Below are 15,243 nucleotides of genomic sequence, written 5' to 3' on the forward strand. Positions count from 1 at the left end.
ATACAGAGGTGATAGAATTGAAAACATGTATTTCATTAAACAAACTTCGGGAGTTATCTGCAAACGGCAATACGATTTATCTGGATGCGGAAAGCATTCTGAGCCCCTCGGCAAAGGATTATGCAAGAGAAAAAGGATTGGTAATCTTTTTAAAGGACAAAGAGGAGCCCATTGTGGGAGTAAGCACCGGCAGCTCGGAACAGAAATGCGGCATCACCGAATGCAGGGAAACCGGAAACGGTATTCCTGTTTGCGAAGCTGAGAAAAATACGGAAAAATCTGCTGCAGGAATTCCAAATGCAGAGATGTTAAAAAACATTATTACAAAGGTAATTCTGGAACAGAAGAAACCGATTTGCCCAAATCCTATAGCTATGAAAATAGAGGGTGACAAGGTGATCATGGAACCTTTCACAGAAGCACCGCCGGGACAAAAAATAGGGATGACGGATGTGATTACGGAACGGGAAGGAAACCTTGGCGCCGGGTTTATGACCTTTGAAAAATCAGAACTTCCCTGGACCTTGAGCTATGATGAAGTGGATTATGTAGTAGAAGGTGAGTTTACCATAAAGACTGGCGGTAAACTCTACACGATGAAACCCGGTGATGTATTTCATATCCCCAAGGGAACCAGTGTGGTATTTGGATCTCCGAGTTTTTGCAAAGTATTCTATGTGGTATATCCGGCCAATTGGCTGAGCCAGAACAAGTAAAGAGGTGTATGGCCTTGTTGAAAATCCAATTTATTAAAAGACCATCCCCGTCAACCATCAATATGCTCGCCAGGCGGTCCCAAAGTCTGCGCTCGCGAAATAGCGAACCTGTTTCTTCTGAGGCAGTCGGACTTGTGCAGGGACCTCTGGCAGATATGGTTGCGGCATGTGATATTGCGGAAAAGACCTCCGGTGTCATGGTAGAGGAAATCCAGGGCATTTGTCCCCAGCATTTTGCCATGATCGCAATCTTCGGAGATACTTCTGCTGTAGCGGTGGCTCTTATCGCCATCGGGGAAAAGATCGACAAGAAGCGGCCGGATATCGATTGATTATGAAAGGGAGAGTATCATGTCTGAAAAGCAAAGAATCATACAGGAATTTGTCCCCGGAAAGCAGGTAACCCTGGCCCATATGATTGCCGCCCCTGATGAAGAAATCTATCAGAGGCTGGGTTTGGAAAAGAGCGGAGCCATTGGCATTGTTACTTTAACACCCAGCGAAACCTCCATCATTGCTGCGGATATTGCCACCAAGGTAGCTCCTGTAAGTATCGGATTTTTAGATCGGTTCACCGGGGCCCTGATCATCACCGGGGATGTTTCCGGCGTTCTTGCTGCCTTGAATCAAATTAACGGAGTTCTGGAAACCATGCTGGGATTTACTCCCTGCCAAATCACAAAAACATGAAAAAGAAAATGATGCTCATTGGAAGTTCCCGTACGGGGAAAACCAGTCTGGCCAACTGGCTGAACTCGGAAAACATAGAGGTCCTGAAAAGTCAGACCATCAACTACGGTACCCACACCATTGACACGCCGGGGGAGTACCTGGAAAGCCCCCTGATGCACCGATACATCATAGCAGCCTCCCAGGATGCTGATATGATTCTTTTCGTGCAGTCCTTCGATCAAACCGGCTTCAGCTTCCCTCCGAATTTTGCCGGTGCTTTCAATTGCAGAAAGGTTGGCGTGATCACGAAGGCGGATCTGGAAGAAAAGAGAAATGATTTGGAATTATTATATCGTAATTTTAAGGAAATAGGGTTGGAAGGACCCTATTTTGTCACGTCTTCTAAAACGGGAAAGGGCATCGAGGAATTAAAGAACTGCTTATCAATTTCGAATGCTTAACTCCGAGCGTTTAGCTCCGAACATTTAATTCCGAGCCTGGCAGATGTTACCCGGATTGAAAACCAGAATGTGTTGTGATAAAATTTAATGTACGGGCGGTATTCAATGAAACTTCACCGGACAGGAGGAAAAAATGAAAATTGTAACAACCATTCAGGAAGTGCGTGAAACTGTTAATGCATGGAGAGCAGAAGGTTTGAACGTCGGATTTGTACCGACTATGGGATACCTTCACGAAGGGCATCAAAGCTTGATTCACAAAGCTTCAAAAGAGAATCACCGTGTGGTGGTAAGTATTTTTATCAACCCGATGCAATTTGGGAAGAATGAAGATTTGGACAGTTATCCAAGAGACCTTGAGAGGGATCGGCAGATCTGCTTCAGTGCAGGTGCCGATCTGATCTTTTATCCAAGCAGGGAGGAAATGTATCCGGAAGGGTTTTCAACCTTTGTCCAGATAACGGGCATAACGGAGACTCTTTGCGGCAAAAGCAGGCCGGATCACTTTAGAGGGGTAAGCACTGTGGTGACAAAACTGTTCCATATCGTGAAACCTGACCGGGCATATTTCGGTCAAAAGGACGCACAACAGGCAGCCGTTATAAAACGACTGGTTCGGGATTTAAATCTCGATATCGAAATCATTGCCTGCAAAACCGTAAGAGAACCGGACGGACTTGCAAAAAGCTCTCGGAATGTCTATCTTAGCAAAGAGGAAAGGGCAGCAGCAGCCGTTTTACGGAAAGCTTTAACGCTTGCAGAGAATAAGCTTGTCAGCGGTGAAAGAAAAGCAGCAGAGATTCTTCAGGAAATGAAAGAAAAAATCTGTGCGGAACGGCTAGCAACCCTTGATTACGTTGAAATTGTGGATCTGGAAACCTTGGAGCCGGTAAGGTGTATCGAAGCTCCCGTTTTGGTGGCAGTGGCAGCCTATATCGGAAAAACACGATTGATCGATAACTTTATTTATGAAAACATCGCCTGATCTTTGCTGTTTACGCTTGAAATCTGGCTGACATCGATGTATACTCGAGTATATATATGTACAATGGCGTAAATATATTATTAAATGGGGTGGAGAAATGCCGGCAGATTATAAATATTTAACAATAGAGGACCTCATCGAAATGTTGCAGGTTACACGAAGCACAATTTATAACCTGAAGAAAAAGGGGCTGCCTTTTATTAAGATTGGATCTAATATCAGGTTTGAGCAAAGTGAGGTTATTGATTGGTTGAACAGCAATCATAAAAGAGAGGTTGATACAGATAAGCAGGTCTGATCATGAACCAGTTAACAATTTACGGAGTCGTTATATACATTGTTATCTTATTTATACTGAGCGCTTTTTTTATAAAAAAAGCGCTCAATTCTTATGAGGAATACAGCCTGTGCGGCAGAAAGCTGACACTGCTTTATATTATTTTTACCTATCTTGGGACCTGGATCGGAGGAGGAACCATTATCGGACTATCCACCTCCACCTATCTCAGCGGAGTGGGACAGTATTGGATCATAGCAGTCCCCTATTTTACCTGTTTTGTTTTTGCAATCCTCTTTCTTACCCGAATCCGCGCCTTAAATCAGATCAGTATCGGCGATATGGCGGCCCTGCGCTATCCGGCATATAACGAGATCATCAGGATACCTGTATCCTTGGGTTTGATTATCAGGAATGTTACTATGGTGGGGATGCAATTCAGTGCCTTATCCATTTTAATTACCTATGCTTTTGGCATTGACCGGAATCTCTCCGTTCTGATTACCTTTTTGGTGATAACAGCCTATACCGCCTTAAGCGGTTTATGGGGTGTGGTTGTGACAGATATTTTCCAAGGAACGCTGCAGACCCTGGGCCTTATCCTGCTTCTTTTCTTTACGGTGAAACTGAGCGGAGGCGTTGAACAAATCATCAGTTTTTATCAATCCAACGATCAGGAAAGCTTTTTAAACCTGATGGGCGGAGACCAGATTTTAAACCATATTGTGTTGTATTTTTTAAGCTTCGGCTCTTTTTTTCTGATGAGTGATCAGACAGACTGGGAAAGAATTTACTCGGCAAAAAATGACAAAACGGCATTTTGGGGCTATTTGATCCCTTTGACCATCACTTTGATTTTACTTTTGTTTCCGGCTTATTTAGGGGTATTTCAAAGGGTGCTGTTCAACAGCGAAATGGATGCGGAATTTGCTGTTTACACCTTTATTATGGAGCTTTTGCCTTCCAATCTGGGGATTCTGGTATTGGTCAGCATTTGTGCGGCAATTATGTCTTCGGCGGACTCCTACCTGCTGGCAACGGGAACCATTTTCTCCAACGATATTGTCAAAAGGTTTTTGAATCAGAAAGCCAATGATAAAGAACTGATCTTTTGGACAAGATTTTTTGTCATCATTGCAGGTGCGGTGGGATTTGCCTTCGCCCTGAATATTAAAGATATTTTATACCTTTGGATTATTGGCATCGGCATTGGAGCATCCACCTTGCTGCCGTCCTATCTGGCAGCTTGGTTTTCTAAAAGGATCAATACCATAGGCGCTCTTTCAGGAATGGCTGCAGGAGGGAGCTATTGCTTTATATGGGGCCTGGGCTTTATTCCCTTTACCGTTGATAAAATAGTTTATGGCTCTTTGATGAATGCTTTCGTTATGATCCTTGTGTCTCTATTTACGAAAAGGCCGGATGAAGAGGATGTTCAAAAAACCTATTTCTGGTCTCCAAAGTTCCGAAATTTGAGAAAAAGGCTTTTTACCAAACGTGAAAGCGTGGATCGCTCATAACTCGAAAATAAAACAAAGTCGGGATTCTGTCTGCAGCACTTGACCGTGAGCGTACAGATACCCGGCTTTATTTTTTTATTTAAAACTTGTGAATAAAAATTCAGAAAATTACAAAAAAGCTATTGTACGATTTAATTTTCTGTGGTATATATACATATATGCACAAATATGGACATAAATGGACACGGAAGGAGGTTTCGTATATTCTTTTTTATTACATAATAAGGAGGTTAAAAAATGGTTAGTAGTTATCTGGGTTATTTCATACTTTTTGGATTTGCAGTGATTTTCATTGGAATCTCCATGGCTGTAGCCAAAAAATTTCCCATTGAGGGTGTGGATGATTTTGTGGTGGCAGGCAGGAGCATTCCCTATGCATTGATCGCAGCCAGCGTCATGGTGTCCTGGGTATGGACCACCACCATTATGGGGGCGGCGGAAGCCGGCATGTGGTTCGGCGTTTCAGGCGGTTTTAACTATTCCTGGGGTGCCTGTATACCATTCTTTGTATTTATTCCGCTAGTGCTTCATCTTCGAAGAACGATGCCGAAGGCCACTACTTTTACCGAATTTGTGGAACAGCGGTACGGCCGAACCGTATCGAAGATCTTTTTTGTCTTTGGTATCGGTGTTATTCTTTACGTCTTTACCGAACAAGGGGTAGGAATTGGGATTGCCTTTAATCACATCTTCGGGATTCCTTATGCGCTAGCCGCTTTTATTCCGGTGATGATCGTTACGGTATACATAGCGAAAGCCGGCTTAAGAGGATCCATTTTCAACGATGTCATTCAATTTTTTATCATCTCTCTCGTTTTGCTGGTTACGGTTCCCCTGGTTCTGAAAACGCTGGGGATTGACGGCTTATATAACGGAATGCTGGACGTTACCAATAATCCGGACAATATCAACTACAATCCGGAAGCGCTGTCCATGACGTCCGCGGCAGGACTTCGTTACGGTGTAACGGCAGTGGTCATAGCCATGGGTCAGGTTCTTCTGGACCAGGGATATTATTCCAAGGCTATTTCTACGGTAAGCAGAAAATCGCTGCTGAGAGCGTACATCATCGGAACTTTGTTTGCATGGGCTCCTATTCCGATCCTGAGCGGTAATGTGTTCGGTGTTTCCACTTTGGCTTTGGGAGTGGGTCCCGGAAACGGAATAGAATTGACATCGGAAGCGGCACCCTATATTATGAAACTAATCTATGGCGGCGGGGTCGGAAGTATCATGTTCGTACTGATGATCTTCATGGCAGGTATGACCACCGGGGGTAACTGCCTCGCCGGAGCCCAGGCCTTGTTTACGGTAGACTTCTATAAAAAATATGTAAATAAAGAAGCTTCAGAAAAACAGCAGATGAGCTTCGGAGTAAAAATTACCATTGCACTTGGACTGTTGGTAGGAATTGCCGCTATTTTGCTGGAGGGAGTCTCCCTGTTAAAGCTTGACATTTTCAGCGGAATCATTTTTGCTGCGCCGACCAGCGCCTTCCTGGCGGGTATGTATTGGAAAAAGACATCGCCTCAGGTTGCGGTAAGCTCTATCTTCATCGGACTGATCGCAGGCTTGTGCGCCTGGTTCCTGATCCCCAACGATGATATCAACTGGTTTATCGGGAATATGTTGTCTCTGTTCGTGCCGGCGGTGGTGGTCATCGTAGGGTCGCTGGGACAAAAATATGAATTTGATTTTAATCAGCTTCGGACTTATACACCGAATCATAAAGTAGAAGTAAGTGAGGAGTGAGAATGATGGTAAGTGAAACATTTATGAGCGTTTATTTCTGGGGAACCTATGTATGGTTTTTAGCCGGATTCTTATTAATCTCCATCCCTGCATTGATCGAAATTAAAAAAATGATGTCAACGAAGAAATAGAAGGAGGAAGCTGCTTTGAAGATTCATGTCACCTGTGTTCAGATGGAACCAGTCCTTCGGGATGCAGAAAAGAATATTAAAAAAATGTGCTCCTTTATCAGAGAAGCCATGGAAACTTACCCCAAGACCAACCTTATTGTCTTCCCGGAATTGATTATCTCAGGGTATGAATGCGGAAAGGATTTCCAGAGAATGGCGGAGACGGTACCCGATGGAGCGAGTATGAAAATCATCGGTGCCTTGGCTAAGGAATATGGAGTGCATATCGTTTACGGATTCCCGGAGAGAGATTCTGATAAAAGGGATGTCTTATACAACTCAGCAATCCTCATCGATAATCTGGGTGAAGTGAAGGGTGTCTATCGAAAAGTCCATCTCTTTGCAAGCGAGAAGGAGTTTTTCCGGGCAGGGTGTTCTTACCCTGTTTTCGATACCTCCATCGGCAGACTGGGCATGATGATCTGCTGGGATACGGCCTTTCCGGAGGTCGCCAGAAGCCTGGCCCTTAAGGGGGCGGATCTTTTGATCGTGTCAACGAATTGGGAAAAACCGTACCTTACAGACATTGTAACGAAAAACCAGCAGGATTGGGATCTCGTAACGAGAGCAAGAGCCATGGATAACTGCATGTATCTGGTATCTGCAAATCGTATCGGTTTTGATGAGACTCTTGGATTTTTTGGCAGGAGCAATATCATCGGGCCTACCGGTGAAGCTGTTGAGGAACTGCTGGAGGAACGGGAGGGAATGATCTCCGGTGAATTGGATTATGATATACCCATCCGGTTACGATACGAGTATTACACCTTCTTTAAAGACAGAAGGCCGGATACTTTTTCCGAATTAACAAAAGCATACTAAGCAGATGAGATAAGGGCAGTGGCAACACACGCTGCTCTTATTTCACTTTCATAAATAGGAAAAAACACAATCGGGAGGAAAGATGGAAGGACTATTTGGTTATGGTATCGTTGGGATTTATATGGCATTGCTGCTTTTGACGGGAAAGGTCATAGGCCGCCGGTTCCCATCCAATAATCAATCGCTGAATGAATACCTGTTTGCGGGAAAACAGGTGCCTTTTGGATTGCTTGCTCCCAGCATTTTCACCTCATGGCTTTGGGTCACCACTATTGTAGGATCCGGAGAAGCCGGCTTCCGGTATGGTATATCCGGGGGCATGGCCTATTCCTTAGGTGCCGCAATGGGGTTTGCCCTGCTGATTCCGGTACTGGTAAAAATGAAAAGACTCATGCCGGAAAGTGTTACTTTTATAGATTTCATCGGTGTCAGATATAATGCCTTCTTAAAAGATCTATACTATGTCTTTGCTCTATTAGTGGCTGTCTATGTCATTGTGGAGCAATCTGCCGGTATCGCCCTGGTCTTTAACGGCCTTTTTCTGGTATCCTTCAAAAAAATCGCCTTTATTACCGTCATTCTCTGTGGTATCTATGTCGTGTGGCGCGGCATGAGGGGAGTCCTCTATAATGAATTGTTCAATTTCTTTCTGATCTCCATTTGCCTTTTGGCCTTTATTTTGTTTGTGATACGGAAATTCGATATCCCGGAACTATATCAAGGATTATCGGTGGTGCAAAGCAATGCGGAAAACAATAATTATAATCCTGAAGCGTTAAATCTGCTTTCCAAATCCGGAATCATGTATGCTTTCCTGGCAGTTATGATCGCGCTGGGACAGATTCTGCTGGATCCGGGATACTATATGAAGGCGCATGCAGCAAGAGATGAGAAGACCATTATTCGGTCCTTTTTCACGGGAGGTGTCCTGATTTGGAGCCCCATCGCCATTTTAAGCTCCTTTGTTATCGGATATGCAACCCTGTCTCAAAACTTTGACTTTTCTAAAGCCGTAAATGTGAGCATTGCCATATCCACAAAGGTAATCACCGAATATTTCGGACCGGGAATCCAGGTCCTCTTTGCCTTTCTGATCTTTTGTATCGGATGTACCTCCATCATTCATTGCCTGATCGGAATTCAAAGCTTGTTTACTTTAAATTTTTATAATAGCAAATTGAAAGCCGATGCTTCAGAGGATGAAAAATTGAAATTCGGAAGGCTGGTATCGCTTCTGATTGCCTTTCTTTGTGCGTTGATCTCCATAGCCCTTGAGAAGGTTTCCCTTTTAACCATCGATACCTTCAGCGGTATCTTTTTTGCCGCACCATGCGGCGCAATCATTATGGGAATCCTTTCAAAGAAAGAGATGAGAAACACCGCCTGGATTTCGATTCTTTTGGGTATCGGCAGCGGTTTTTTCACCTGGCTGGCCATACCCGATGAAGAATGGAATTATTTTTACGGGATCGGATGCTCCTTTTTTATACCCATACTATTCCTGATGGCGGTATCTTTTGTAACGAAAAAGAAATTTAATTTTAAAAAATTGCTGTTTTTTAAAGAGTAGCCGGTTCAACTTTAAAAAGCTGTATTTTTAGAGAACGGTGAGTTCGAACCAAAATTCAACGCCATCTTCTTTGTTTAAGGCACCAAAATCGCTGTGATGTTCCGTAAGGATCGCCTTCACAATGGAGAGGCCCAAGCCTGCTCCCCCAATATTTCTCATTCTGGCCGGATCAATTTTATAAAAACTGTTCCAGATCTTATCCATGTCTTCCTGGGAGATGGCTTTCCCCGTATTGCGGATGAAGACCCTGACCTTACTGCTTCCCTCCGGGTCCAGAAAACTGCCGATTTTGATCACTTTTTCGCCTTCGGTATGCTCCATGGCATTGTTAAGAAGGTTTGTCACCACCTGCTCTATTTTCACCGGATCGGCATGTACCAGCAACTCGGGACCTTCATGAAGCTCGATGGTGATCCCCCTTTCCCGGGCTACCAGATCATACTTTTCGGTAATGGTTCTTAAAAAGTGATTTAGTTCAAAATCTGATTCATAGAGCTCCATTGCACCGGATTCCATTCTCGCCAGCATCAGGAGATCCCGTACCAGTCCGTCCATTTTTTCCGCTTCTTCGGAAATCACACTGCAATAAAAATTCTTTTTTTCTTCCAAAGTAATATTGGACTTCAGACCGTCGGCATATCCTTGGATCAGGAAGATGGGCGTTTTCAGCTCATGGGACACGTTGGAAATGAAATCTCTTCGCATCTTGTCAATTTTTCGTTCCTTGTTGATATCCTCAGCCAGTTTTTCATTTTTTCGGTTCAATTCCCCGATGGTGGAATCCAGCGTATTGGAAAGTCTGTTGATATTTTGAGAAAGCTGTGCAATTTCATCTTTTCCTTTCGCTTGGATTGACTCGGAGAAATCCAATGCCTGCATTTTATCTGTGATTCTGTTCATCTGGGTGATCGGAGCAGTAAAGCGATAAGATACAAACCAGGCCCAAAGTATGGTAAAGGCAATGGTGGTCAGTCCGATGACGGTGAGAAAACGGTTAATGATGGCAGTTCCCTCAGAGATGGCGCTCATAGGCATGGAAACCAGCAGCTGGATGCCGTTTTCCAATGTGGTATGGTATTGGAGTGTATTGATGTTCAGCTTGCTGTCTTTTGACAGAGAAAAATAGGAATGATCATCATCATACGAAAGGATTTCCTGTGATCCCAGAAAGCTGGACACCCGTGCGACAGCCATATCTTTCTCTGCTATGTGCAGCGAAGCGGACCCGGTTTCGCCGCTGAGGGAAACCGTACCGGGAAGGGTTTTCGCCAGCGGTTCGGCGGAATATAGGCTGACCACTTCCATTGCTGGGAAATAAAGGTCTCCTTTCGCGGAGCTGATAAAGATTGTTTGACTTTGTGACCTTTCTATTTTAAACAGTGCGGACTGAATCCCCCGGCTCAGGACTGCTTTTGCATCCATAGAGCTGCCGGAAGCCGCTTCCAGCATACTGACGATCTTCTTGCTGCTTTCTCTCAGATCCTGTTTTTTCTGTTCCAAATAATATTTTTCTACGAGAAATGTATTGCAGAAAAAGAGAATTCCACCGAACAGGAATACGGAAGCCATCATATATAATAACAATTTATGTTTGATCGAGAGTTTCATCCTATACCTCTTCTTTATTCTTCAAAACGGTAGCCATAGCCTCTTACCGTAGCAATCTGGCTCCCGTTGTTTTCCAACTTAATGCGCAGACGGTTAATATGCGTGTCAACGGTTCTGAGTCCGCCAAAATAATCATAGCCCCAAACCTGATTTAGAAGCTGTTCCCGGGATATGACTTTCCCTTTGTTCTCTGCTAACAGCAATAACAGGGCATATTCCTTGGGGCTCAGCGTAATTTGATTTCCCTCCAGGGTGACAATATGGGAGTCTTTATTAATTTGTAAACCGGCGAACCGAAGGATATTGGCATCTGCGCTTTCGGCAGCTGATCTCCGAAAAAGGGCATGAATCCTTGCAATTAGTGCGGCAGGCCGAACGGGCTTTGGTACATAATCATCCGCTCCGATTTTGAAACAATGAACTTCATCGTAATCTTCACATTTTGCGGTTAACATGAGTATGGGGACCATGGACTGTTTCCGGATTTCCCGGCAGAGAGTCCAGCCGTCCATTTCCGGCATCATGACATCAAGAACTATGAAATCAATTCTTCCCTGTTCCTTTTGAAACACTTCCAAAGCCGCTTTTCCGTCCTGGGCGGTGAGGATCAGAAAACCTTCTGCCTCCAGAAAATCTTTCAACAATATCAATATCTTAATCTCATCATCTACAATGAGGATTGTTTTCTTTTCCATGGTACACTCCTGACTTCTTAGAATGACTTCATTATAATGAAATTGAGGAATAGAGTCCAGAATGTTGACAAAAACGTGACATAACCTTATTGAATTTGTAACAATACGAGAATCATTCTGTGAAAGAGCAGGGCTATAATACAGGTATGCTCATCCGGAAGGGCAAAATTTAATACATTTTCAGAATGGAGTGATGAAACGTGAAAAGAAAGATGATATTAGGAGTCGGCGCAGCGATTATGAGCCTTATGTTACTCACCACCGTCTCCGCCTTTGCAGAGGAAAATGATAACCTGGTACAGAAGGTTTCCAGAACGGTCACCCTATACGGTACAGGTGCAGCAGATACTGCAGAAGTAAAAGGGGCAATGGGGTTCAGTATCGTCCATGCAGCAGAGGATAAAGGAGTTGTAGCATTCAGTATAGCCGGTGACTATGAGGCATTGGTGGGAGAAGGGATCCTCTCCCAGGAGAAAGCAGATCAAATGAAAGCTTATCTCGAAGAGCAGGCACAGGCCCAAATGGAAGAAATAAAAAAGATGGAAACCATGGACGAAGGGGATCGGGCGGAATTTCTGCAAACCAAAGCGATTGCCATAGCGGATCCCTATAAAGAAATGGTGAACGCGGGTATTCTTTCTGAGGATGATGCGGACAAAATCAGAGAATTTCTAAAACAACAAGCGCAGGAGAGACTAGAAGCAAGCGTAAAGGAAAGAACCGAGCGTTACCAGTCAGAAGGCATATTAAGTAAAGAAAAGGCAGATGAGGTTGCCGAGTATTTGCGAAATTTTTCGGTATCCGGCATCCATAAAAACGAAATCATCGAAGGCGGTGAAGCCCGGCCGTTAATCGAAAGTAAGGATATCCAGTTGATAACAGAGAGCGAGGAGGCTCAGGCATCCGAAGTCAGTGAGGCCCGTTCGGTAATCGTCACAATTACAAGAGGATTCGATTTTGAACTGGATTCCTTGGTGAAAGAGGGAATTATTACGGAGGATCAGGCCAAGGCTATGGCAGAATCTGACGAAAACCATTGGAAGCAGGAAAGAGAATTACTGATAGAAGACGGTATTCTGGCGGAAATGAAAGCCGCCAGAGTCCAGAAGGCAAATGAATATCAAATTCATCAATAATTAAAACAGTCATAAAAACAGGGGTTTACAGTAAAAAAGTATCGATACTCAATGGGGTTGCTGTCATGGCAGCCTCTTTTTGATTTCCTCAAATTGGGAAAATGAAGTTGCCGCTGCTGGAGCTTCGAGTTATACTGTTTATGGTAAACGTACATTCATTTTTCGTGTCTTTGGTGTAAAAGCCATTTTAATGGATTGTACATCCGATATCCATAGAAAGGAGGGGGTTTTTATGGAATCTAAACAGAAAAAAAGTTATTTTCTTTGGTTGGAACAAAAAATGCTGAAGGAAAGTCAATTGAATGAATCTCCCGCACGAAGGAGGCTCCTGCTGATCCAAAATCTTTTGTTAATTTTCCTTATTTGCTTTTACTTCATTTTTAAGTATTTATACGACAGTAATCAAGGGATCTTTTTATTGATTGCTGTTTTCTTTACGGTATCCGGTTGTATCAATGCTTTGCTGGAAACTGTTCTGGCTGATCAGAAGGTAAGGTCTGAGACGCTGAAGGCGAGAAAACTACGGAAGGCTAATTACATTTTGGAAATTGCTGCCGGGTTTGTGTCATTTGCCGCCTTTATTTTTGCCTCTGGTTCAAATTCTTTGTATGTTTCGGTGCTGACGTATATCCTCCTATTTGTAGTGGCAGTCAGCTCCGGTTTGACCCTTTATATCCGTCATAAAATCGATAAAGACGAGAATTCTGAAGCACTCCTTGGAATATTGGCAGCTCTTGCGGTTCCTTTTTTTCTGGTGCTGCTGATGATGATTTTCACGTGGCTGTGATATCAAAAATCTTTATGGTAAAATACTTGTGAAAAATAATGATATTAAAAAATAGAAGCGTCCTTGCTGCCGGGTAAGCAAAGAATTGGGAGGCGGAATATAATGAAGAATACAGCGCTAAGCTGTCAGGATAGGAGAGATTCTTTATGGCAATCAAATTAACGGCATTGCCCATAAAAAACATGAATCTCACTGAGATAACCGGCGATTCGGCTTTTGGAGCACGGATCCATCCGATAACGAAAACGATGCTGATTCACGAAGGTATCGATATAAGCCAGCCAATGGGCACCCCTATTTATGCGGCAGCAGACGGAAAAGTCATTGTTTCCAAGATGCAAAACGATAAAAAGGGGTATGGCAATTATATCGTAATTCGCCATAACGATGAATTTGATACCCTCTATGCTCATCAGTCGACAAGAACTGTCAAAGCAGGGGATCTGGTAAAGGCCGGGGCACTAATCGGATATGTGGGATCAACAGGAGACAGTACAGGACCCCATTTGCACTTTGGAGTCTGTATGAAATTCTTAGCAAATCCCAGAGGCTGGATGGATCCATTGCCTTTATTGCGGATTTGCAAGGAGGAATTAGATGAAGTGGTGAGAAAAATCATTGTGGAAATAAACGGAAATCTCAAAGAAGTAAACAGCATCCTGAAAAATGATACCAATTACGTGCTTCTGAGAGACCTCTCAGATATTATCGATGTGAGTTATGATGAAAGACGGAAAATGCCTATTATTAAAAGCAAATGCTAATCCGTCTTTCAGCTAATTATTAGCATAAAACTATCGCCAACCACAAAAGTGATTGGCGGTAGTTTTGAATTACCGGCACATGACAATAATCTGGTCCGGTGTTGCTATTGCAGGGATGCTTCTGGTTGTAATTCTATATACAGCGATTAAATTCTGGTTGCCCAGTGGCCTTGTATAAGCCTGACCATTTTCCAGCATGATTCTAGTAGAAGGCGCAGGGCTTAATCGAAGCATTCCATCGCTGCTTTCCAGTGTATTATTGAAATGATCTACCGCTACAGTTCGACCTTCCGTATCCCTTGACATGACCAGTGCCTGAAATTGAGGCGGAAAGATATAGGGTGTCGCCGCATTGGCATCATAAAATCCGGTAACTCTGTCTCCTGCCTGCAGCATGACGTGGTCAACAAAGTAAGTATCAGGTGTCGCAATAAAGTTGGTAACAGAACCATCATCACCTTCTACGGAAATGATCTTAGTGCAGCCGATGAAACCCGTATTGTTCGCATTGAAATCATTGATGGCCGTAACTGTACCGCTGATTGATTGGAAATCCTCTTCCATAATATATTCCTCCATACCCATAGAATCTTATTGTTATAGAATATGCATGCGCAAAACTGCATGCTATTCTTTCGGAAGGCAAGTTGAGAAAAATCCGGATCCCCGCCGACTTGAATCTATTGACCTGGAATCATATCTGTGGTAATTTTATTTAGAAAACATAAGACTTGGAATCATATCTAGGGTAATCTTATTTAGAAAACATGAAAAACATACAGCAAACAAGGCGGTGAACGTTGTGACCTTTGATTTATCTAAATGTATAGGCTTTGTTACCGATAAGGCAACGAAGACCATTTCCGAAGATTTTAACAGACGGCTGGAGAAGCAGGGATCTACCAGAATCCAATGGATTGCCTTATATTTCCTTGCCAATTCAGATCAATTAATGAGTCAGAAGGAGTTGGCCGTTCTGATGAATGTACAGGATTCTTCTCTGGCAAGGCTGGTAGACCGAATGGAACGTGACGGATTGATCAAGCGTGTTGAGAACCCGAAGGACAGACGGATCAAATTCCTGGAGCTTACGGAAGCAGGGTATCACAAGATGGAAGAATTGATGCCCGAGGGCCAGTATTTCAGCGATTTGCTTTTGGAAAATATAACAGAGGAAGAACTGTCAACCTTTCAGAATGTCATTCATAAAATGCTGAATAATATTAAACGATGACCGTCGGCGATATGGACTAAACAATAAAAGAGTACAGATTTTTCTATACTCTTTCTTTATAACCAAAGGAAATA

At 43.4% G+C, this 15,243-nt stretch carries 18 protein-coding genes; 15 read left to right on the forward strand and 3 right to left on the reverse strand.

The window, feature by feature from the left end; translation table 11 throughout:
• Window positions 1-17: 17 nt before the first annotated feature.
• From KCX82_RS18725 to KCX82_RS18770, 11 genes are all read left to right on the forward strand, one after another.
• On the forward strand, window positions 18-716 hold the full coding sequence (locus KCX82_RS18725) for a cupin domain-containing protein (RefSeq protein WP_227020017.1): 699 nt from the start codon (window positions 18-20) through the stop codon (window positions 714-716).
• Between the two features lie 14 nt (window positions 717-730).
• Complete coding sequence (locus tag KCX82_RS18730) at window positions 731-1,048, forward strand: BMC domain-containing protein (protein ID WP_319633368.1); 318 nt, start codon at window positions 731-733, stop codon at window positions 1,046-1,048.
• Window positions 1,049-1,067: 19 nt separating this feature from the next.
• Window positions 1,068-1,406, forward strand: coding sequence for an ethanolamine utilization microcompartment protein EutS (gene eutS / locus KCX82_RS18735; RefSeq protein WP_227020018.1), 339 nt, complete (start codon window positions 1,068-1,070; stop codon window positions 1,404-1,406).
• Entirely contained in the window at window positions 1,403-1,849 is a 447-nt protein-coding gene (locus tag KCX82_RS18740; RefSeq protein ID WP_227020019.1) for a EutP/PduV family microcompartment system protein, read from the forward strand. The genes eutS and KCX82_RS18740 overlap by 4 nt, the downstream gene beginning before the upstream one ends.
• A 133-nt stretch (window positions 1,850-1,982) precedes the next feature.
• A complete protein-coding gene (panC, locus tag KCX82_RS18745; RefSeq protein WP_227020020.1) occupies window positions 1,983-2,834 on the forward strand; it encodes a pantoate--beta-alanine ligase in 852 nt (283 codons plus the stop codon).
• A 97-nt stretch (window positions 2,835-2,931) separates the two neighbouring features.
• Window positions 2,932-3,132 (forward strand): helix-turn-helix domain-containing protein, encoded by a 201-nt coding sequence (locus tag KCX82_RS23295; protein ID WP_227020021.1) that lies wholly within the window; start codon window positions 2,932-2,934, stop codon window positions 3,130-3,132.
• 2 nt (window positions 3,133-3,134) lie between these two features.
• The gene (locus tag KCX82_RS18755) at window positions 3,135-4,631 is read left to right on the forward strand and encodes a sodium:solute symporter family protein (RefSeq protein WP_227020022.1); all 1,497 of its coding nucleotides are present in this window, start codon (window positions 3,135-3,137) and stop codon (window positions 4,629-4,631) included.
• A gap of 237 nt (window positions 4,632-4,868) precedes the next feature.
• A complete protein-coding gene (locus tag KCX82_RS18760; protein ID WP_227020023.1) occupies window positions 4,869-6,383 on the forward strand; it encodes a sodium:solute symporter family transporter in 1,515 nt (504 codons plus the stop codon).
• 5 nt (window positions 6,384-6,388) lie between these two features.
• Window positions 6,389-6,514, forward strand: a complete 126-nt coding sequence (locus KCX82_RS23035) for a hypothetical protein (RefSeq protein WP_264373327.1) — start codon at window positions 6,389-6,391, stop codon at window positions 6,512-6,514.
• Window positions 6,515-6,529: 15 nt separating this feature from the next.
• Window positions 6,530-7,375: a carbon-nitrogen hydrolase family protein gene (locus KCX82_RS18765; RefSeq protein ID WP_227020024.1), complete on the forward strand. Its 846-nt coding sequence runs from the start codon at window positions 6,530-6,532 to the stop codon at window positions 7,373-7,375.
• An 82-nt stretch (window positions 7,376-7,457) separates the two neighbouring features.
• Window positions 7,458-8,945, forward strand: a complete 1,488-nt coding sequence (locus tag KCX82_RS18770) for an SLC5/6 family protein (RefSeq protein ID WP_227020025.1) — start codon at window positions 7,458-7,460, stop codon at window positions 8,943-8,945.
• A gap of 27 nt (window positions 8,946-8,972) precedes the next feature.
• Here KCX82_RS18770 and KCX82_RS18775 read toward each other — a convergent pair whose 3' ends face one another.
• The gene (locus tag KCX82_RS18775; RefSeq protein WP_227020026.1) at window positions 8,973-10,553 is read right to left on the reverse strand and encodes a sensor histidine kinase; all 1,581 of its coding nucleotides are present in this window, start codon (window positions 10,551-10,553) and stop codon (window positions 8,973-8,975) included.
• 14 nt (window positions 10,554-10,567) lie between these two features.
• Window positions 10,568-11,248 (reverse strand): response regulator transcription factor, encoded by a 681-nt coding sequence (locus KCX82_RS18780; protein ID WP_227020027.1) that lies wholly within the window; start codon window positions 11,246-11,248, stop codon window positions 10,568-10,570.
• Between the two features lie 200 nt (window positions 11,249-11,448).
• On the opposite strand from KCX82_RS18780, the gene KCX82_RS18785 reads away from it, so the two are divergent.
• From KCX82_RS18785 to KCX82_RS18795, 3 genes are all read left to right on the forward strand, one after another.
• The gene (locus KCX82_RS18785; protein WP_227020028.1) at window positions 11,449-12,384 is read left to right on the forward strand and encodes a hypothetical protein; all 936 of its coding nucleotides are present in this window, start codon (window positions 11,449-11,451) and stop codon (window positions 12,382-12,384) included.
• A gap of 232 nt (window positions 12,385-12,616) precedes the next feature.
• Window positions 12,617-13,171, forward strand: a complete 555-nt coding sequence (locus KCX82_RS18790; protein ID WP_227020029.1) for a hypothetical protein — start codon at window positions 12,617-12,619, stop codon at window positions 13,169-13,171.
• 146 nt (window positions 13,172-13,317) lie between these two features.
• Window positions 13,318-13,935, forward strand: coding sequence for a M23 family metallopeptidase (locus KCX82_RS18795; RefSeq protein ID WP_227020030.1), 618 nt, complete (start codon window positions 13,318-13,320; stop codon window positions 13,933-13,935).
• Window positions 13,936-14,004: 69 nt separating this feature from the next.
• Here KCX82_RS18795 and KCX82_RS18800 read toward each other — a convergent pair whose 3' ends face one another.
• Window positions 14,005-14,499 carry a hypothetical protein gene (locus tag KCX82_RS18800; RefSeq protein WP_227020031.1) on the reverse strand — a complete coding sequence of 165 codons (495 nt, stop codon included), beginning with the start codon at window positions 14,497-14,499 and terminating at the stop codon, window positions 14,005-14,007.
• A gap of 238 nt (window positions 14,500-14,737) precedes the next feature.
• Between KCX82_RS18800 and KCX82_RS18805 the strand changes: the two genes are divergently transcribed.
• Entirely contained in the window at window positions 14,738-15,169 is a 432-nt protein-coding gene (locus KCX82_RS18805; RefSeq protein ID WP_227020032.1) for a MarR family winged helix-turn-helix transcriptional regulator, read from the forward strand.
• Window positions 15,170-15,243 lie beyond the last annotated feature (74 nt).

Origin of the sequence: Sinanaerobacter chloroacetimidivorans (assembly GCF_018128545.1) — a bacterium.
Classification (GTDB): Bacteria; Bacillota; Clostridia; order Peptostreptococcales; family Anaerovoracaceae; genus Sinanaerobacter; species Sinanaerobacter chloroacetimidivorans.